Origin of the sequence: Pseudoalteromonas sp. UG3-2 (genome assembly GCF_037120705.1) — a bacterium.
GTDB lineage: Bacteria > Pseudomonadota > Gammaproteobacteria > Enterobacterales > Alteromonadaceae > Pseudoalteromonas.
In genome coordinates this window covers 1,832,106-1,851,991 of the sequence record NZ_JAWLJU010000002.1, presented here as the reverse complement: position 1 = coordinate 1,851,991, position 19,886 = coordinate 1,832,106, and the positions used below count along the sequence as shown (strand labels likewise).

Below are 19,886 nucleotides of genomic sequence, written 5' to 3'. Positions count from 1 at the left end.
CTCTACTGTATAAAAACGAATTGAACTCTATTCGAATGTCATTCGAATAGAGTTCAATTATAATCACAAAAGTGGTTTGGTCAATGATTATACCTACGTGTAGTGAGTGTTTTTTGTTCGAAAAATGGGCGAGTAGGGCTGTTTTACGCCCAGCAATCACTGTGAGGATGCAAGCTGGCTTAGGCTCTGGCCAGCTCGCTACGGTCGCCCATCCAGCGTAAAATGATGGGCTCAACAATATCACCGTGTTGCTGAAGCAAGGTGAATGCGAGGCTTCTTACTTGTGGTAATAAATGTTTATCGCGACTTAAATCGGCAATTTTCAGCTCCGCCAACCCGGTTTGTTTGGTGCCAAGCACTTCACCTGGGCCGCGGATCTCTAAGTCGCGCTCGGCAATCACAAAGCCGTCATTACTTTCTCTAAGTACCCCTAAGCGCTTTTGTGCCGTAGCCGAGAGCGGCGCATGATACAGCAGCAAGCAGTGCGATGCGATATCACCACGACCGACGCGGCCACGCAATTGGTGAAGCTGCGCCAAGCCAAGGCGCTCTGGATTTTCAATAATGATTAAGCTGGCATTAGGTACGTCAACGCCCACTTCGATGACCGTCGTGGCCACTAACACATCGGTTTTGCCTTGTTTAAAGTCGTCCATAATAGCTTGTTTCTCGGCGGCTTTCATGCGCCCATGCACCAGCGCAATTGCCAGCTCTGGCAGCGCCTCGGCGAGCTCTTTTGCGGTATCTTCCGCAGCCTGACACTGTAATGCCTCAGATTCATCAATTAAGGTGCATACCCAATAAACCTGACGCTTATCCGCGCTGCAGGCGTGCTCTACTTTTTCTATTACCTCGCTACGACGGGTATCGGGCACCGCCACGGTGGTAATAGGCGTACGCCCCGGAGGCAGCTCATCAATAATGGAGGTTTCTAAATCGGCATAAGCCGTCATCGCTAGGGTTCTGGGAATAGGGGTGGCAGTCATCACCAGTTGGTGAGGATAGCAGTCGCCAAACTTACCTTTTTCTCTCAGTGCTAAACGTTGATGGACACCAAAACGGTGTTGTTCATCAATAATGATCAGTGCCAGATTGGCAAACTGCACTTGCTCTTGAAACAAGGCATGAGTACCCACCACCATTTGCGCTTGCCCTGATGCGATGCGCTCCAGTGCTTGGGCACGCTCTTTGCCCTTGGTTTTACCACCCAGCCACACGGTTTCAATACCTAAAGGCTGAAACCAGCGAACAAAATTAAGGCCATGCTGCTCAGATAAAATTTCGGTGGGGGCCATCAAGGCAACTTGATAGCCCTCGGCAATCGCAGTTAAAGCACTTAATGCCGCCACTAAGGTTTTCCCTGAACCTACGTCCCCTTGCACCAAGCGCATCATCGGATAAGGATGTTGTAAATCGCCTTTTACTTCGGCCACCACACGGCTTTGGGCATTGGTTGGCGCAAATGGCAAGGTGGCTAAAAACTGTGCCTCTAAGGGGTGGCTTGGCGGCAGGGAAACCGCTTTTACCGCTTGGCCTTTTTGCCTCAGCTGTAGCAGGCTGAGGTTTTGCGCCAGCAGTTCTTCAAACGCTAACCGCGCTTGCGCCGGATGCTGGCCTAATTCCAGTTGCGATAGATTGACTTCATGGGGTGGGCGATGCAGCAATAATAACGCGTCTTTTAGGCTCTGTTGTGACGGTCGATATTGTGGTGGCAAGTAATCTGGAACGTCGTATTTACGCAACAGTTCCACAGCCTGATCGGCAATGGCGCGAATACTTAACTGTTTCATCCCTTCGGTGGTAGGGTACACCGGTGTTAGCGTTGCCAGTGCCGGATCGGTTGGCGCCGAACGCGACTCTTTGATGCTGTATTCCGGGTGTGCCATTTCAAAACCATAGCGACCGCGGCGGACCTCGCCAAAACAGCGCATCACTTTACCTGCTTGCATGGCGTTCTTTTGCGCGGCATTAAAGTTAAAGAAGCGCAGGCCAATGCGACCTGTACCATCATTGATATAGCACACCAGCATGCGCCGCTTACCTTGGGTTATCTCGCAGCGCTCTATTTCGCCTTCAATACTCACGTGGCTGTGCAGTTGCAGCTCGCAGATAGGATAGGTTCTGGCTCTGTCTTCGTATCGCAGCGGCAGGTGAAAGAGCATGTCTTGCACCGACTGAATACCGAGCTTTGCAAGGCGCTCAGCGGCTTTTGGGCCCACACCTTTTAAATCGGTAATGGGGTAAGTGGCCAAATTAGGTGTCGACATGCTCATCCTCTAGCGCCATTGCAGTTATTTCTTTTGACTAAACTTTAGAATATCCCAAAATGTGTCGTCGGCGACAATCTCACCGTGCTCGTCCAGTGCCGGGTAAGGCAATCCCTTGTCGCGGCAACGAGTTGCTATAATTGGATGACAGCCCTCAAAAAGCAACTTATGTTTTACCACAGGATCCATCATATCGGTGCGCTGATACAAACCGGCAGCGTCACGTTGGCGCTGTGCTTCATACAAAATAAGGGCTGCAGCCACCGACACGTTTAATGACTGCACCATGCCTTGCATCGGAATAACAATGTGCTGATCGGCATGTTCAAGGGCTCGGTCAGAAATTCCCAAGCGCTCTTGGCCAACGATAATGGCGGTAGGCCTAGTATAATCAATCTCGCGAAAATCGACGGCACTGTCGCTTAAGTTGGTCGCCAGTAATTGTACCCCTGGATTTTGCTCGCGGATCGTCGCTACCGCGTCATCAATATGCTCATGCATATGGGTTTCGACCCAGTTTTTACTGCCACCCGAGGTGTTGTTGGTGAGGCGGCGTTGCTCTTGTGGCCATACTGCATGAATGTGATGACAGCCAACGGCATCTGCGGTACGCACGATGGCCGATAAGTTGTGGTGTTTGTGTACTTCGTCCAAACACACCGTAAGATCGGTTTGGCGTCTATCTAACACGCTTTTTACTCGATGGAATCGTTTCTCTGCCATCTATTTTCTACTCTAATCAAAAAACTGCCGCGATTATAACAAAAAAGCGGCTAGGGCATAACGGTACGCTGAATCGGGTTTTGCAGCGAGATCAGGGTTTCGGTGGATTGAATGGACTCTATGGTTTGCACCTTGTTGATTAAGACATCTTGCAAGTGATCAATAGAGCGGGCCATCACCTTAATAAAAATACTGTAATTACCGGTGGTGTAGTAGGCCTCCACCACCTCTTCAAATGCCTCTAACTGTGCAATGGCACCAGGATAATCACCGGCGTGTTTGAGGTTAATGCCAATAAAACAGCACACGTCGTAGCCTAACTGTTTGGCGTTAATACTTACCTGAGTGCCCTCGATAATGCCTGCTTGCTTCATTTTTTCTACCCGAACATGAATGGTGCCGGCGCTCACCGAAAAGCGTTTTGCTAATTCGGCGTAGGGCGTGCGAGCATTTTCTTTTAATGCGTGCAGTATCGATTTATCTAAATTATCGATTTCGTAATTTTCCATGGGATTTTTCTAGCTTGATTAGGGATTGTTTAAAATTTATAGCATATTTTTGTTGAAAATAATTATGTAAAGCTGTTTTTGTTGTGGGTTATTGCGTTTTTTGTTTGATTCTTTAAATATGAGCTCAAGCAGTTAAGAATAATTGGGAATGAGGACCGAATTATGTTGAGCAAGTATCAAGAAAGCCAAAAGCAAATTGCCCGCGTTAAGCAGGTATTTTCCAGTCAGTTAACCGAACAGTTAGGATTAATTGAGGTGCAGGCTCCTATTTTAGCCCGCCTTGGTGATGGTATACAGGATAACCTCAGTGGTCATGAGCAAGCGGTAAAAGTAAACGTTAAAACCTTGCCGGAAGCACAATTTGAAGTGGTGCACTCTTTGGCAAAGTGGAAGCGTAAGACCCTAGGTGATTATGGCTTCGCCGTCGGAGAGGGGCTGTATACCCATATGAAAGCCTTGCGTCCAGACGAAGATAAGCTGTCGCCAATTCACTCGGTGTATGTGGATCAATGGGATTGGGAAAAGGTTATTTGCGCCGACTCAGAGCGCTCGCTTGCGAAATTAAAGGAGACGGTTGAAACCTTATACCGCGCGATTAAAAAAACCGAACAAGTGGTGGCAGACGAATTTGGTCTCGAACCGTTCTTGCCAGACACTATCACTTTTGTACACACTGAAGCGCTGCGTGAGATGTACCCTGATTTTAGCGCTAAGCAGCGCGAAAAAGCCATTGCACAAGAGTACGGTGCGGTGTTTTTAATTGGTATTGGTGGGGCGCTGGGAGATGGCCAAATTCATGATGTTCGCGCTCCAGACTACGATGATTGGTCAACGCCAACGTGTGAGCAATATCAAGGATTAAACGGCGATATTTTAGTTTGGAACCCAGTGCTTGAAGACGCCTTTGAAATTTCGTCGATGGGAATTCGCGTTTGCCCAGATTCCCTGGCACGACAATTACAGCTAACCGATGATCAAGCGCGGTTACAATTAGAATGGCACCAACAATTAGTGGCCGGTGAATTGCCGCAAACCATAGGCGGTGGTATCGGTCAGTCACGCCTAGTGATGTTGCTTTTGCAAAAGCAACACATTGGTCAGGTGCAAGTAGGAGTCTGGCCAGAAGAAGTTCGCCGCAGTGTAGACGGACTATTATAAGCGCAGCTTGATGCTTACTAGCGTGCTGTTGTGGGAGCGGCTTTACGCCGCGAGGGGTTGAAACCGTGAGGTAAACTCACTGCCGCACTGGAGTGTCGTTGTAGGCGCGGCTTTATGCCGCGCTAGATTGAAACATAGAGCAAAACAGTACAACGCATTGTTCCTTTGACTTCGAGGAATAAACCACAGCTGCATAGGTTTCTGGGTTACACATTATGCGCGGTTTATTCCTCACTTTTTTCTTCTCACCATTGATAGTGTATTCTTACTTGTTAAGACGGTATAATCCCCGGTTTTAGCGCACCTGATGGCTCGACAAACACCTCTTTGCTCGGTCCACACTGAACTCTTGAGAACGACTATGACAGCACCTACACACGGTAATTTATTTATCCTTTCGGCTCCTTCTGGTGCCGGTAAATCGAGTTTAATAAAAGCCTTGTTGGAACAGCACCAAGACATAAAAGTGTCGGTGTCTCACACCACTCGTGCTCCGCGTCCTGGTGAAGAAAACGGCGTACATTATCATTTTGTCGCGGTGGATGAGTTTAAGCAGCTAATTGAACAAGGCGACTTTTTTGAGTGGGCACAAGTATTCGAAAACTACTACGGCACCTCGAAAAAGGCCATTGAGGAGCAGCTGGCAGCTGGCATCGATGTGTTTTTAGATATTGATTGGCAAGGGGCGCGCCAAGTGCGTGAGCTGATGCCCGAGGTGAAAACCATTTTTATTTTACCGCCTTCCACTGCTGAGCTAGAGCAGCGCTTAAACGGCCGTGGACAAGACTCACAAGAAGTCATTGCTGGGCGTATGGCCGAGGCTAAGTCGGAAAGCTCGCATTATGATGAGTTTGACTATATTCTGGTCAATGACGATTTTGACCAAGCCCGCAAAGAGCTTGAGCACATTGTGCTAGCAGCTCGGTTAGAACAGCAGGCACAAAAAGTGCGTCACCAAGACTTAATCGCCGATCTGCTAAAATAAGATAAAACTTAGCTGAAAGTCAGGTTTTTTAATCATCAATACTTGGCGAAAGGCTAGACATACAGTAAACTAGCTTTTTGCAAAATGAACTGAATTTGGAGTGCTTCGATGGCTCGCGTAACTGTAGAAGATGCAGTAGATAAAATTGGTAACCGCTTTGACTTGATTTTAGTAGCAGCGCGTCGCGCTCGCCAAATTTCTGTAGGCGGTAAAGATCCTATGGTTGAAGCTGAAAATGACAAGCCAACCGTAATCGCGCTACGTGAAATTGAGGAAGGTTTTGTGACTACGGACTCGCTTGATATCATCGACCGTGAAGAGCAGCAAAACCAAGAAGCAGCGGAAATGGCTGCTGTAGCTGCAATCGTTGGTGGCAATCGCTAAACCAACCGCACTATACCTTAGTATACGAGTAATAATGCCAGCTTTTGCTGGCATTATTCTTTTTAACACCACGCACTTTTTCTCGATGAAGATACTGTGACTGCGGCTAATTGGTCATTGGCATTGCCGGTGTTTCGTCGTATATTCTATTGCTATAACCTATAAAGCTTGGCTGCTGCGCGTAGCTTCTGTGGAACATTGGAGTGTGAATGTATCTGTTTGAAGGCCTAAAAAAGAAAATATCAGAATATCTGTCGCCAGAAGACGTTGAGCTGGTGCAAAAAGCCTACGTGGTAGCCCGCGAGGCCCATGAGGGACAGACGCGCTCAAGTGGTGAGCCTTACATCACGCACCCTGTTGAAGTTACGCAAATACTTGCTAGCATGCGCCTTGACCATGAAACCTTAATGGCGGCGTTAATGCACGATGTCATTGAAGACACCGATTTCAGTCAAGATGACTTAGCGGAAATCTTTGGTGAAACCGTGGCGGAACTGGTTGAAGGCGTGTCGAAGCTTGATAAACTCAGTTTTAAAGACAAAAAAGAATTCCAAGCCGAAAACTACCGCAAAATGATCATGGCGATGACCCAAGATATTCGGGTGATCCTCATTAAGCTTGCCGACCGCACTCACAATATGCGCACCTTAGGGGCACTGCGCCCTGATAAGCGCCGTCGTATTGCTCGTGAAACGTTAGAAATTTACGCACCAATTGCCAATCGTTTAGGTATTCACGATATTAAAAATGAGCTTGAAGATCTTGGTTTTCAGGCTCTTTACCCAATGCGTTATCGTGCGCTCCGTTCAGAAGTAGCCAAGGCGCGGGGTAATCGGAAAGAAGTGATCAGCAACATCCAATCGGAAATCGAATCTCGCTTAGAAGAGGCGGGCATTGTTGGTTCGGTCAGCGGTCGCGAGAAGCATTTATACAGCATTTACCGTAAGATGCTCAATAAAGAGCTAATGTTCAACGAAGTGATGGACATTTACGCCTTCCGTATTAACGTTGATAGTTTAGATACCTGTTATCGTGTACTGGGTGTTGCCCACAACCTTTATAAACCCATTGAAACCCGCTTTAAAGACTATATTGCCGTGCCTAAAACCAATGGTTATCAGTCATTGCATACCTCGTTAGTTGGGCCACATGGTATTCCGGTTGAGATCCAAATTCGTACCCATGACATGGATCACATGGCAGACAAAGGGGTTGCTGCCCACTGGATGTATAAAAAAGCGGGCGATAATGCCGGCCATACCGCGCAGCAGCGTGCAAGGCAGTGGATGCAAAGCCTTCTTGAGCTGCAACAAAGCGCTGGGTCGTCGTTTGAATTTGTGGAAAACGTCAAAACCGAATTATTCCCAGAAGAAATTTATGTCTTCACTCCGGATGGTCGCATTGTTGAGTTGCCAATGGGTGCAACCGCGGTCGATTTTGCCTATGCAGTGCACACCGACGTGGGTAATACTTGTGTTGGCGCGCGAGTGAATCGCAAACCATATCCGTTGAGTAAAGCCTTAGACACAGGACAAACCGTTGAGGTGATCACCAGCTCAGGCGCACACCCTAATGCCACCTGGTTAAACTTCGTGGTGACTGGCAAGGCGCGCTTAGGGATCCGCAATTACCTCAAGAGTCAGCAACAAGAAGAAGCGATTCAGTTAGGTCACCGGTTACTCGATTCAGCTCTTGGTGAATACAAGCTAGATGATATTCCACAAGAGCAAATCGACAGTGTGCTAGCCGAGCACAGTTTAAATACACTGTTGGAGCTGTTAGTGGAAATTGGCAGCGGCAACATTATGAGCCTCTTGATTGCGAAGCGTTTGCTGCAAGACGACAAAGCTGTAGAAGACATCGCCAAAGACGCCAAAGCCGCCATCATAGGAACTGAGGGCATGTTGGTAACGTATGCCAAGTGTTGCCGCCCGGTGCCTGGAGATGAGATCACGGCGTATGTGAGCCAAGGCAAAGGGCTTATGGTTCACCGCCAAGAGTGTAAAAATATTAAGGGCTGGCAAAACGAACGCTCGAAGTATTTCGTAGTGAAATGGGAAGATAACCCAGAGAAAGAATATATCGCCGCTCTGCGAGTTGAGATCATTAACCATCAAGGTGCGCTGGCTAAGCTAACCAATGTGGTGGCTGCCGCGCAAGCGAATATTGTTGAGATCGCAACGGAAGAGAAAGAAAGTAATTTATACGTGATTGATTTTGGCGTCACAGTGAAAAACCGAGTTCATGTCGCCGACATTATGCGACGGATCCGAGTGATGCCAGACGTACAGCGCGTATACCGTAAAAAATAAAGGAAAACGAATGAACAAAGCAATTATATCAACAGACAAAGCACCTGCTGCCATTGGGACTTATAACCAAGCGGTAAAAGTAGGCACTGCGGTTTATTTGTCTGGTCAGATCCCATTGGTGCCAGAGACCATGGAATTTATTTCTGAAGACTTTGCTGAGCAAACCCATCAAGTATTTAAGAACCTCATTGCGGTTTGTGAAGAGGCTGGTGGTGAGCTGCAAGATATGGTCAAAGTTAATATATTCTTAACGGATTTAAGCAACTTCGCCACCGTTAACGAGATTATGTCGCAGTACTTTAGAACGCCTTACCCGGCCCGTGCGGCGATTGGGGTTAAAGAGCTACCTAAAGGCGCACAAATTGAAATTGATGGCATCATGGAACTGCCATCAACCAATTAATAGTTTGAAATTAATAGTAAAAAGCCGCTATAAAGCGGCTTTTTTTATGTCATTGCAGTGAGCTTGTTTATTGACCTGCGGTCTTAAAGTCGATTTTTACTTTGTTTTCTTGCAGTGTGGCTGTGCAGGGCGGGTAACTGCGAGTGGTCTTTTGTACGCGGTCGAAAATATGGATCTCCACACCACTGTGGAGTGCTTTGTTAGCAGAGAGCTTAGTGCCCTCAAGCAGGGCATGAAGCTCCTGCTCAAGCTGACTGAGTTGTTTTTCTAGCTGCTCTGCCTGCTGGCAGTAATGCATTTGAGTGGCGCCGATCTTGGTTTTCAGTTGTTGCTTTTTCTCGTTATCTTTAACTAGTTCTGCTTTTTCAATGGCTTGTTGAAGCTGATCTAATGATTCATTAGTGGCCGCCACTTCTTTAAACAGTTGGTCGGTATCTTCGGTGATCTTGAGGCCTTTACGAGCTAAGTACACCATCATCTTGGCACCAGACTCACTGCCTATTTCTCCTGCCACCACCATTTGTGCATCAATGATGGTACCCCCGATAAGCTTACCGTTTGGATGCTCACCGGTACCCACTTGAATAAGCTTATTGGCTTTAATATCGCAATGGTTACTTTGCTTACTGATAAAGACGTTGTCACCTTCAAGGTAGGTGTATTGGCCATGAGCAATGTCGATATTGCCTTTAGCGATCAATTGGCAGGTGAGGCCTTGATCGTTGTTTTGGTGATCTAAGTGACCAATTACGCCGCCTTTTACTTCAATACTCCCGCCAGCCACGAGCTGTCCCGATTCCACCGTGCCCATCACGGTGATATCACCTTGGGCTGTTACTTTCATACCAGGGTCGACATTGTGGGTAACAATAACGCTGCCATTAAAGTCAACGTGGCCACTTTTAACATTGACGTCGGCAATGGTAAAGACATCATCAACCCGCATGCCATTGGCAATATCTGAGGGGCAGCCAGCAATGGTTGCTACCAGCTCAAGTGGGTTGTTGGGGTTTATCTCGGTGCCTTCTCCTGGAGTTAATTGAAAGCTTTCTCCGGCTTTGGCTTCAATGGTATCGCCGGTAACGGTAAAGCCCTCTTTCCCTGGCGTTGCCGGTTTTTGGGTTGCCAATAAGTCACCGGGAGCAACACTGGCCAACTTGCCAAAGTCGCGCATATCAACGGTGCCGTCTTCTCGTAACTTCGGCTGTTTAAGGCGCTCTTTTAAGGTTTGCACATGAGGGAGCAGTTTTGCCGCTTGGCCATCTTGGGGTGGCCGACCTTGGGCAATGAGCCCTGAGGCCTCTTCGCCTGGTGACAGCTCAAACTGCTTACTGAGAATTTGCTCCAAATAAGCTTGTTTGTAACCGCGGCTGACTCCCGCTTTAACAATGACTTTTTTGGCGTCATCGAGGCTTATTTTTTTGCCACCCTTAGCGGTGACTAGTTTGCCATAAGCTTGCATTTTGTCATCGGTGAGGGTTACTGTAAATTCAGCATCACATTGTTTTGCAACAACAATCTGGCTTTCAGGAAAGTCGCTGTCAAAGTAGGCATTAATGGCATCATGGTCTATTTCGCAGTCGGCATACGGCGACTTTTCCAGTGCCTCGATAATAAAAGCAGCACTTGGCGGTGAAGTACTCTTCACATCCATTAAAATATTACCGTTGTGTGCTAGCTTAAACACCTGAGCTTCCCCACCAAAACTTCTTTCCTAATAGTTTCAGCTTGCAAAATAAACACCAAATGGTCAAGTGCTTATAATAAAATTCTTGATATTAATCAGTACTGCCTGCAATCGCTATACAATAGGCTTTTTTCTCATACTTTTAACTGATCCGTAGAGTTCTGCTCAGGAGGGGTGGAGTCACAGATCTGGGACTGACGAGTGAGCATGTTGCAATAACATTTTTAACGCCTCTGGCACCACCTTTTTATGACTGGAAATGGCATAAAAGTACTCATAAATGCCAGGCAGGGATTGATATTGGCTTAGGATCCCTTGCGCTATTTCATCTTTAACAACCACCGCAGGCAATACCGCAACGGCGCCACTGTCACGTGCAAGCAGTCGCATCATTGCCATGTCGTCCACTTCGGCAAGAATGTCTGGGAAGTATTGGTATTGCGCACACAAGGCGTTAAAAGCGGTGCGCAAATCGGAACTGTTGGGCGGTAATATCCAGCGAGTATCGGCAAAACCCTGGGGGAAAGTGCTTTTTGGGTCTAGCTCTGGCGGCCCAATAATCGCCAGTGGTTGTTTTGCTACCTGTTGGCACTGCCAAAAAGGGTCGGAAGTATCGGCGTTGACGGTGCGGTTGGTGAGTACTAAATCAATTTCATAATTGCTTAAGCCGTTTAGTAGCTCCGCCATGCTGCCGGTTTGCAATTTTATCTGTACATCACTGCGCTGCATTAGGGGGCTTATAAACGCCTCGACAAAATTTCGCGATAGCGTTGTGAGTACCCCTATGGTGATGTGTGTGGTCGATTGCACTCCTTTACTTAATAATGCTTCTAACTCTTGCCCTGTGGTGAATATATCATTGGCGTAGGTGAGCACATGTTTGCCTTGATCGGTGAGCATAAGGCGGCGACCAACCCGCTCAAATAACACCACATCCATGGTGTGCTCAAGCTGTTTTATTTGCGCTGAAAGGGCCGACTGGGAAATGTGCAGTGCTTTTGCTGCCTGGGTTAAATTGCCCACTTTGGCCACTTGCCAAAAGTAAAATAGATGGTGGTAATTCAGCCGACTCATTGCTAACCCATACATAAAACAGAACGAATACTTAAATTATATCTATTTTTCTTGAGTTAGAAAGGCTGAAATAATAGCGACAGTCTAAAAAGGGGATAGCACGTGATATTAAACACTCTAGTTGTCTTACTACTGATACTGTTTATTGCGGCGGCTTGGTTTATGGGGCAGCCAAAACGTAAAAATGCTGGGTTGTTTCGGGCTAGCAACTTGTTTGCATTAACCAGCCTGACACTACTGCTGTTGCTTTGGGGAGCGTGGTGGCAAAACAGTGCAGGGTTAAGTGTGCTGTTTGAGCTGTCGTTATTGCGCTTAACCATACTGTCTTTAATTGTCTTTATGAGCTTTGTGTTGCTGCGTTATTCCATTCATTACCTCGATGGCGATAAAGACAGAGGCCGCTACTTTCGTAACTTACTGACCACGCTATTTAGCGTGTCATTGGTGGTGCTAAGTGACCACCTAGTGCTTTTTTGGTTGGCCTGGATGGGCATTAGCTTAAGCTTGCACCGACTGCTGCTATTCTATCCTAACCGTCCTCGCGCCGCCTTGGCAGCCCATAAAAAGTTTATCTTAGCGCGCCTAGCCGAGGGAGCGCTACTGACGGCATTTATATGCTTATACCTCAGCACCGACAGCCTACAAATCAGCACTATCACTGCGTATTACGCTCAACATACAGGGGAACTGCAGCCCTTAGAGCAAACCGCGGCTATTTTGCTGGCCTTAGTGGCGCTAATTAAGTGTGCACAGTTACCGGTGCATGGTTGGCTTATGCAAGTGGTGGAATCGCCAACCCCAGTCAGTGCGCTACTCCATGCTGGCATTATTAATCTCGGTGGTTTTTTGATTATGCTGTTCGGCCCTCTAGTGCTAAATGTGCCAGCGGCAAAGTGGTTACTGCTGGTAGTGGCTGGGTTCACCACCTTGCTGGCAGCATTGATTATGACCACCCGGATCAGCCTTAAAGTGCGTTTAGCTTGGTCTACCAGTGCTCAGATGGGGTTAATGCTGGTGGAGTGTGCTTTGGGATTATACGAGCTGGCGTTACTGCATTTGTTAGCCCACTCTGCTTACAAAGCCCATGCCTTTTTAAATTCAAGCCAATGGGTGCACGAAGACTTAAAGCGCCGTCTATGCGCGCAAACGGAGCCCACCCTGTGGCAATGGTTTTTCAGTTTGGTCATGGCAACCGCGATCACCGTAACGGGCGCGCTGCTGATTAATTATCACGGGCCTGTGAGTATTTGGGTGTTGTTTATCGGTGCCCTTACGGTATGGCTGGCACTGCGTTTTGAACAGCAAGCGCTGAGCAGCTATGTGCGTATTGTGATGGTTGCCGCCTTGTTATTAGCAGCTTATAGCGTACAAAAATGGCTTTTCTCCTTTGCTGTGACGCTGCCTAGTGAGCTCAGAGCTGAGGCCCTTGGTGCCGCCGATATTTGGGTCATGCTGCTGGTGATAAGCTTAATTGTGGTGAACTATCTGCTTTATTACCGCGCTGGCTCTGCCAAAGTGCAGCGCATGTCACGAGCTTTGTATGCCGGCTTGTATCTCGATGAGTGGATGACACGCTTGACTATCTTGCTTTGGCCAGTGCACTTACCCACCAGTAAAAAACAAAAGCGTCTTGCGATGCACCATTATGTTGCCACTCATGAGGAGCAAAAATAATGTCAGCGACACCGTTAACGTCACCTGAGCTTGAGTTATCTGCACCGCAGTTAGAGCAGTTAAATACTGCAGAGCAGCGCATAGCGCCCACTTGGCCATTAGATCAGTTAATCGCAGTGAATCCTTTTTGGGGAATGCGCGAGCAGCTGTTTGATAATGTGGCCACCAAAATGAGTGCATTGGCACAGGTGCGCATGCTGATGCCCATCGCTTTTTATTTACAGCAGTGGCAGCAAGGGGAGATCACCGAAGCGGGCTTACTGGCCGCGGCTAAGCACTACCAGCTCAATAAGTCGCCGCGAGAGTTGTTCAACTGGCTGAAAACCAGCCAGTGCAACGATCTGCCCCACTGGCATACGCTTGCGGATTTATTCGACCGTCACCGCTCACAGCATAAAATGCCGTGGCAAGAAGAAATAAGCCATCAGATCAGTCAGTTTTGTGCCGCACACTATCAACAGGTGCAGCCGGTGCTACAGCAAACGCAAAATGCCGAGAAGTTGTGTTTATATCGCCATTGGCACGAAACCGTGTCGCGTGATTTTGGCATTAGCATTGTGATGGCAGAGTCTGGCTTAGTTGAGTACTTTAAACGCCTGCCCACAGAGCCAGAAGCCTTGTTAGCACAGGCTATTGATACCTTGGGGGTGGACTTTACCGAGCTCAGTGATTACGCCCATATGTTATTGCTAGATGTGAATGGCTGGGCATCGTGGGCTGCCTATGAGCGCTGGCAAGCGGATTTGAATCAAGCTCCTGAGTCAGACATGCAAGCCTTGCTGGCAATTCGAATGGCTTGGGAGCTGGTGATTTGGCAATATGTCAGTGACCGCCATCCCACTACCTTTACGCGGATTCAATACCACTGGAGTAAGCAAAAACTGCAATTAGCCGAAATTGTTGCCGAACATAAAAAGGCGTTGCAGCCACGTATGGTTTTTCAGCGAGCGTTGGAGCTCAGCTATCAAGCAGGGCTTTGCCAGCAACTGCAAAACAGCAAGGTTCAAGAGCATGCTAAACCTCGCTTACAAGCTGCGTTTTGTATTGATGTGCGCTCTGAGGTGATTCGCCGCGCTTTAGAAGCTCAGTCTGGCGAAGTACAAACGCTAGGGTATGCAGGCTTTTTTGGTTTGCCCATTGAATATCAAGCCGAGCAAAGTCGGTTTACACGACCTCAGCTTCCGGGATTGCTTAAAGCGCCTTTAACGGCGGTGCAAACTGCAGCAGACAGCAACCTAAAAACCCACCGCCAACAGGCAAGCCGCTGGCAAAGCTGGTCACACTCGGCTGCCGCGTCCTTTTCTATGGTGGAATCCATGGGGGTTAGTTACTTTTATCAGCTGCTAAATAAGGTGTTTGGTCGCCACAGCGCAGAGCACCCCGTTGATGGTCATATTGACGGCAAAGCGTGGCAGTTAAAAGAGGGAGAGCGGGATATTACCGCAGCCGAGCAAGCGCAACTGGCCGCGGGGATCCTGGCTGGCATTGGTTTAAACGAGTTTGCCCCCACGGTGCTGCTGGTGGGGCATGGCGCCAAAACCACCAATAATTTACACGAAGCCGGACTGCAATGTGGTGCATGTGGTGGTCAGTCTGGTGAGGTAAACGTAAAGGTGTTAGCACAATTACTTAACGACAGCGCGGTGAGAGCCGAGCTCAGTTTGCTGGGAGTCAACATTCCTGAGCACACTCAGTTTATTGCCGCGCTGCATAATACCACCACCGAGGCCATTACCACCTATGCTGCAGTAGGTGAAGACGTGAGCAATTGGCTGCAACAGGCTTCCCACCAGGCACGGGTTGAGCGCGCACAAACTCTGGCGTTAAACCCAAGCTCCTTAACTGCAGCTCAGCTTGAAAAGCAATTTACTAAGCGCACCAAAGATTGGTCGCAAGTCCGCCCCGAGTGGGGGCTGGCCAATAATGCCGCTTTTATTATCGCGCCCCGAGCCAGCACTCAAGGGTTAGACTTACAAGGGCGGGTATTTTTACACGAATACCAATGTGAGCAAGACCCAGATGCCAGCCAGCTAACCGCTATTTTAACCGCCCCCATGCTGGTGACCAACTGGATCAACATGCAATACAACGCCTCAGTTACCGACAACCACAAATATGGTAGCGGCAATAAGGTATTGCACAATGCCGTAGGCGGCAGGATCGGGGTGTTCGAGGGTAATGGCGGCGATTTACGCATTGGCCTACCCATTCAATCACTGCACAATGGCGAGCAGTGGATGCACACACCACAACGCTTAAGTGTAATTGTGCGCGCCAACACCAGTGCGCTCGAGCAAATCATGGCCGAGCATGAGGTGGTAAAACAACTGATTGAAAACGAATGGCTGTATTTACTGGCACTGGCCCCAGAGGGTCAAACCGTTCAGCGTTATGAGCAGGGAAGTTGGGTTAATGTGGCATAACAGAGAAAATCAGTGTTAAGGGCTGTTATTAAAGGTTGGTATTTTCAATTAGGGAATAACGTTTACTTATGAACTAACGAGTAGCCAAGCGCAATCAGCGAAGCCAACGAGGGAGTTTTCTCGATAAGCTAAAAGCAGGTGGAGCTTGGTGAAATAAACATTTTATAGCTAATCCAGCTAACTCTATCGATAGCCTAAATTGCATGAAGGCTGTTGCCATAAAGTGAACTTTCTAATCTGCTACCAAAGTATAGGTTAAGCGCATACCTTTGGATTAAGCTTTCGTATTTGCTTGCCGATACGCCATGGGTGAGTGATTAGTAAGCCTTTTAAAAACTGTGGTGAACGTTTTGTGTTCACTGAAGCCTAACTCCAATGCGATAATAGAAGGGCGTTTTCCATCAAGCAGCATTTGCTTTGCTTTTGCAATTCGGTACTTTGCTACAAAATCTTTAGTTGACACTCCTACCTCCTCTTGGCACCAGCGTCGTAATGTGTTTGGTGTCACTGTAAACAAGCATGCTAACTCCGAAATAGAAAAATTTTTTCGCTCGAATGGTTGAGTAAGGCTTTTACTGATAAGTAATTCGATATTGTGTTCCAGTTGACTTTTAAAGTCTGTACAGCTGCATTTCTTTTTGGTCATTGTTAAAGGCTGTGAAGAATAAATGTCACTTATTCTGTGGCGAAATAGGCAGTGTTTTCTAGCTACGAAATTTCATCTGATTTTTCTAATCAGATTGAGAATTTTTTTACCAATGAATTCAAGCATAAGGTTTATGGGCTGAGAGCAGGCGCCTTTCGCTTCATTTGACTGGTTTATTTTGAGGAGAGTGTTGTGGCAATAACTGCTGTCGTAGGTGATAGGTTTGTTATTTGCTTAATATTTTGTTTTGTTCGATTTAAGGAAGGAAGCTGGGTTGAATTATTGCTTTAATGGCTTTTGATAGGTGAAAAAACTTTGTTTTAGTTAAAGCGAGACCACCCTAAATTATCTTTCAAGGAATTCAAATGAATATTAAAAGTTTACTAATACCACTTTCGACAATAGTGCTTATGACCGGCTGTCAGAGTTCAGCTGAGTTTTTTGATAACGCATCTAATACAGTAAAAAATATATTGCCAGGAAGTGACATTCACAGTTTAGCGGCAAAAGGGGATTTAGAAGGAGTTAAAGGCAAAGTTGCAGAATATGGAGTTGAGGCTGTTAATAAGCGAAATGATAACGGCATTACTCCGCTTATGATGGCGGCTTATAAAGGTCAGCTAAAAGTTGTTGAGTATTTGATAAATAATGGAGCTGAGATAAAAGCAAAAAATAAAGATGGTGAAACCGCTTTCCATGCTGCTGCACAAGGTAAACAAGTTGAAGTTTTTACCTACCTAAAAGCAGGCAATACCAAGTTAGCTGAAAGGGCAGATTATAATCAAGTAACACCATATATGAGGGCGGCTTTTAGCGGAATTGGCGAGACATTTTTTTACCTCCTAGACGACAGGGCTTTTTTTGCTAAGGATGCACAGGGCGGTGATATTTTAAGTTGGGCTGTGGGCGGCGGGAATGTTGGAGTTACTCGTTATTATGGTAATAGAGCAGGGGACAACTTAAATATAGAGAAGGTGAGAAAAGCGCACTTAGAAAACTTTCAAAACCCAAACAGTAAGCAAACTTTGCCAATATTAGCTTCCATCTACTGTGATTATGCTTTGATGAACAAGAGTTTTAAACCAAAGCCAACAGATAACCTCAAGTTTGGTCGTTATTGTAATTATGACTTTAGGGCATTAATAAAAAAGCGTGAAGCCTTGTAAGTAAAGCCATAAGCAAGGACTGTTTTTATATAGAGTCCGACGCTTTTTATTTGAGTTTATAGGCTTATTTTTTTAGCTGTACCGGGGAAGTTACGGTCTTTTTTAAAAATGGTGTTAGTTAAATGGGTAAAAACTGGCTACTTTTTTCTTTGCTATGTTTAGTTTTATCTAAAGTTCAAGCAAAAACGTTAATAGATCAAGAGTCTGAACTAAGAAAGGTGCTATCTAATTACCGTTTATCTTCCAGTATAGAAGACTTCTATCTCTTGGAAGACGGCACACTTTTATATCACACCCTTGATAACGATGAGATGTTGAGTGGTTTGTGGTTTACTCGCCATGCCACATTCAATTATGGTAGTCCATCACCATACGAAGACTTTGAGCCAACAGCGAAAGAGCGTATAGGCCAGCCAGTTGTATGTATTGCAGTGGGAGTAACTTCGACTGCAGAGTTTAATTGGGTACCGTGTATAAGATTGTACAAACAAGAAAGTGGCGCTTTTATTGGGCATCAAACTCAATGTAACTTTGCTGAACCTCTAGCGAATGACGTTTTGCATTGCAACTGGACCGCTAGGGTGTTTTTTCAGTATCGCATTAGACCTATTGAGCCATAGTATGCCTAGTCGGAAATTATATTACTTTCTTTGCCTGACTCTGATGCTCTCTTTGAATTTTGCTGAAGCAAAAAAATTGAGTATAGCCGAAGTAAATGCAACATTATTGAAGTTGCAAAGTGATGCTCCTCACCAGCAGTGTATAAATGAGTCAAATATTACTGCTTGTGTTGACTTGATTATAGGGAACGACAAGGATATCTATTTCAACAAAATAGTGACTGGCTTAACTCTAGAAAGAAAGGTTGAGTTAGCCAATCACTTAATTGACTATGTGATAAAGAATAAAGAGATAACAACAGATGAACGGCTAACTCTAGAAGAAAAAAAAAGCTTACTAAATATGCATGAAAGTCAGTATGAGTATGGCTTTGTAGAGCGAGTACCAAAAAGGTTGCTGCGTAAAGTCTTTTCCTTTGACTTGAAAAGCGCTCATTTTTTTCAGTTTATTGCCAACTATCAATATCAGCAAAATACACACTTACTAGTTAATGCAGCAACTCAACCTGATGACGTTGAAAATGAAAAATACAGTGCGCTAATAGCAGCCACTTATTATCGGCATCTTGTCAAAGATATTTCTGCACTACCTAAGTTTTTTATTCAGGTACTTAACAGGTGCCCAACATGCGATCGAAGAAAGTACATTCAGGGCTTTTACGATTTGAAAGGCGTGGCGAGCAATATAAATGCAGCCTCGCCAAAATCCTCAATTGCGTATCAATATATTTTTAAACCCAGCATTGATTCTGGTTGGGTTGATAAGCGCTTTGTCGAGCACTACAAAAAACTATTACTGACCCATGTTTCCGAGATCCCGTATTTTATCGATAACGTACTGAGTCAATGTACTAATTGTTCCAAAATAGAAATATACCGGGAGCTAGTCGGTATACCTGGGTTTGGCAGGAATGCACGTAACTTTTTTGACTCTATAGAGTACCGCTATGTACTAAAATACTTTCCATATAGTGATATTGTGTCCTACTACTTTGATTTTGCGGTTCGCTATGAGCAAGATCTTCCAACATTTTTTAATTCAGTATTGGCCAAATGCGGCGACGCTTGCAACCGCACTAAGTACTACAAGAAAGCACTCTCGTTAACAAGCTTAGATACCAGTTTAAACCTTGACTCGTTTAAGGAAAGAGTAATCTATCGCTATAGTATCAAATACCTAAATAGTAACTTAAGTGCCTATACTCACGATGATCAATACCAACTAACACTGAGGGTAGCTGGGAAACTTTTCTCTGCTGAACTCAAGGGAACATGTGAGTTCTCTAACACTAGCTCAAATCGTCACGGTGCCTCATTTTTTCAAGCCTTGAGAGGGGCCTCTGAAGTGATTAGTTATTTCGATGTTTATCAATGCCAATTAGATCAACCTCAAACCAATCGTGTCGTTCACTTTGCAAAAACGCTTAATATGGAAAAGTCTGTAACTGCAATCACGCAAAAAGCACATTGGAAGCATGCCAAGTTTACTCATGACATGTTGATTTATCCCAAAAAAGCAGAGCGTATAGCTGTCAAAGAGCAGGATAACCCAAAAGGTAGCGGTGCTTACAAAGCCGCTCAAAGTTCCCGTGGCAGGCCACAAGAAAGCCGTACAGATAATCGTGCTGGTGTTAAGGAAATATATGATGGCGGACGTCAGTCAGCCAATGGATTTACTATATATATAATTCATTGTCACTCAGGTAACAGGACAAGTGCATTTAAGGACAGTAAGGGCTGGTGGAGAGATGACGGGGGGGCTAATTACGGTGAACGATATCAATACCTCTCTAAGGCTGAGTTTGGCAACAAATTTTGTGATAACTAACTTATATTTTTTAAAGTGGAGCTGAGG

16 protein-coding genes are annotated in these 19,886 nt (G+C 46.1%); 10 read left to right on the top strand and 6 right to left on the bottom strand.

Features of this window, described 5'->3' with window-relative positions:
* Positions 1–179 precede the first annotated feature (179 nt).
* From recG to asnC, 3 genes are read right to left on the bottom strand one after another with little or no spacing between them, the layout of a single operon-like run.
* Complete coding sequence (gene recG, locus R3P39_RS11470; protein WP_336567606.1) at positions 180–2,267, bottom strand: ATP-dependent DNA helicase RecG; 2,088 nt, start codon at positions 2,265–2,267, stop codon at positions 180–182.
* A gap of 24 nt (positions 2,268–2,291) precedes the next feature.
* Positions 2,292–2,990 carry a tRNA (guanosine(18)-2'-O)-methyltransferase TrmH gene (gene trmH / locus R3P39_RS11465; protein ID WP_336567604.1) on the bottom strand — a complete coding sequence of 233 codons (699 nt, stop codon included), beginning with the start codon at positions 2,988–2,990 and terminating at the stop codon, positions 2,292–2,294.
* Positions 2,991–3,040: 50 nt separating this feature from the next.
* The gene (gene asnC, locus R3P39_RS11460; protein ID WP_336567603.1) at positions 3,041–3,499 is read right to left on the bottom strand and encodes a transcriptional regulator AsnC; all 459 of its coding nucleotides are present in this window, start codon (positions 3,497–3,499) and stop codon (positions 3,041–3,043) included.
* 162 nt (positions 3,500–3,661) lie between these two features.
* On the opposite strand from asnC, the gene asnA reads away from it, so the two are divergent.
* The 5 genes from asnA to R3P39_RS11435 all read left to right on the top strand — a co-directional run bounded on the left by asnA (position 3,662) and on the right by R3P39_RS11435 (position 8,741).
* Positions 3,662–4,657, top strand: coding sequence for an aspartate--ammonia ligase (gene asnA / locus R3P39_RS11455; RefSeq protein WP_336567602.1), 996 nt, complete (start codon positions 3,662–3,664; stop codon positions 4,655–4,657).
* A 361-nt stretch (positions 4,658–5,018) separates the two neighbouring features.
* Positions 5,019–5,642 carry a guanylate kinase gene (gene gmk / locus R3P39_RS11450; RefSeq protein WP_336567601.1) on the top strand — a complete coding sequence of 208 codons (624 nt, stop codon included), beginning with the start codon at positions 5,019–5,021 and terminating at the stop codon, positions 5,640–5,642.
* 108 nt (positions 5,643–5,750) lie between these two features.
* Entirely contained in the window at positions 5,751–6,026 is a 276-nt protein-coding gene (gene rpoZ / locus R3P39_RS11445) for a DNA-directed RNA polymerase subunit omega (RefSeq protein ID WP_336567599.1), read from the top strand.
* A gap of 209 nt (positions 6,027–6,235) precedes the next feature.
* On the top strand, positions 6,236–8,338 hold the full coding sequence (gene spoT, locus R3P39_RS11440) for a bifunctional GTP diphosphokinase/guanosine-3',5'-bis pyrophosphate 3'-pyrophosphohydrolase (RefSeq protein ID WP_336567598.1): 2,103 nt from the start codon (positions 6,236–6,238) through the stop codon (positions 8,336–8,338).
* A 10-nt stretch (positions 8,339–8,348) separates the two neighbouring features.
* Positions 8,349–8,741, top strand: coding sequence for a RidA family protein (locus R3P39_RS11435; protein ID WP_336567596.1), 393 nt, complete (start codon positions 8,349–8,351; stop codon positions 8,739–8,741).
* 67 nt (positions 8,742–8,808) lie between these two features.
* On the opposite strand, the gene R3P39_RS11430 is transcribed toward R3P39_RS11435, so the two are convergent.
* Positions 8,809–10,428, bottom strand: coding sequence for a FapA family protein (locus R3P39_RS11430; protein ID WP_336567594.1), 1,620 nt, complete (start codon positions 10,426–10,428; stop codon positions 8,809–8,811).
* A gap of 180 nt (positions 10,429–10,608) precedes the next feature.
* Positions 10,609–11,502 carry a LysR family transcriptional regulator gene (locus tag R3P39_RS11425; RefSeq protein ID WP_336567593.1) on the bottom strand — a complete coding sequence of 298 codons (894 nt, stop codon included), beginning with the start codon at positions 11,500–11,502 and terminating at the stop codon, positions 10,609–10,611.
* 102 nt (positions 11,503–11,604) lie between these two features.
* Here R3P39_RS11425 and R3P39_RS11420 point away from each other — a divergent pair, with 102 nt between their 5' ends.
* Together R3P39_RS11420 and R3P39_RS11415 are read left to right on the top strand one after the other, a co-directional pair.
* Positions 11,605–13,176 carry an NADH-quinone oxidoreductase subunit L gene (locus R3P39_RS11420; RefSeq protein WP_336567592.1) on the top strand — a complete coding sequence of 524 codons (1,572 nt, stop codon included), beginning with the start codon at positions 11,605–11,607 and terminating at the stop codon, positions 13,174–13,176.
* Positions 13,176–15,599, top strand: a complete 2,424-nt coding sequence (locus R3P39_RS11415; RefSeq protein WP_336567591.1) for a YbcC family protein — start codon at positions 13,176–13,178, stop codon at positions 15,597–15,599. The genes R3P39_RS11420 and R3P39_RS11415 overlap by 1 nt, the downstream gene beginning before the upstream one ends.
* 274 nt (positions 15,600–15,873) lie before the next feature.
* Here the strand turns inward: R3P39_RS11415 and R3P39_RS11410 are convergent, their stop codons facing one another.
* Positions 15,874–16,245 (bottom strand): helix-turn-helix domain-containing protein, encoded by a 372-nt coding sequence (locus R3P39_RS11410; protein WP_336567590.1) that lies wholly within the window; start codon positions 16,243–16,245, stop codon positions 15,874–15,876.
* 365 nt (positions 16,246–16,610) lie between these two features.
* On the opposite strand from R3P39_RS11410, the gene R3P39_RS11405 reads away from it, so the two are divergent.
* From R3P39_RS11405 to R3P39_RS11395, 3 genes are all read left to right on the top strand, one after another.
* A complete protein-coding gene (locus R3P39_RS11405; RefSeq protein ID WP_336567588.1) occupies positions 16,611–17,411 on the top strand; it encodes an ankyrin repeat domain-containing protein in 801 nt (266 codons plus the stop codon).
* Between the two features lie 122 nt (positions 17,412–17,533).
* The gene (locus R3P39_RS11400; RefSeq protein ID WP_336567587.1) at positions 17,534–18,031 is read left to right on the top strand and encodes a hypothetical protein; all 498 of its coding nucleotides are present in this window, start codon (positions 17,534–17,536) and stop codon (positions 18,029–18,031) included.
* A 1-nt stretch (position 18,032) separates the two neighbouring features.
* Positions 18,033–19,859 carry a hypothetical protein gene (locus tag R3P39_RS11395; protein WP_336567585.1) on the top strand — a complete coding sequence of 609 codons (1,827 nt, stop codon included), beginning with the start codon at positions 18,033–18,035 and terminating at the stop codon, positions 19,857–19,859.
* Positions 19,860–19,886: the final 27 nt, after the last annotated feature.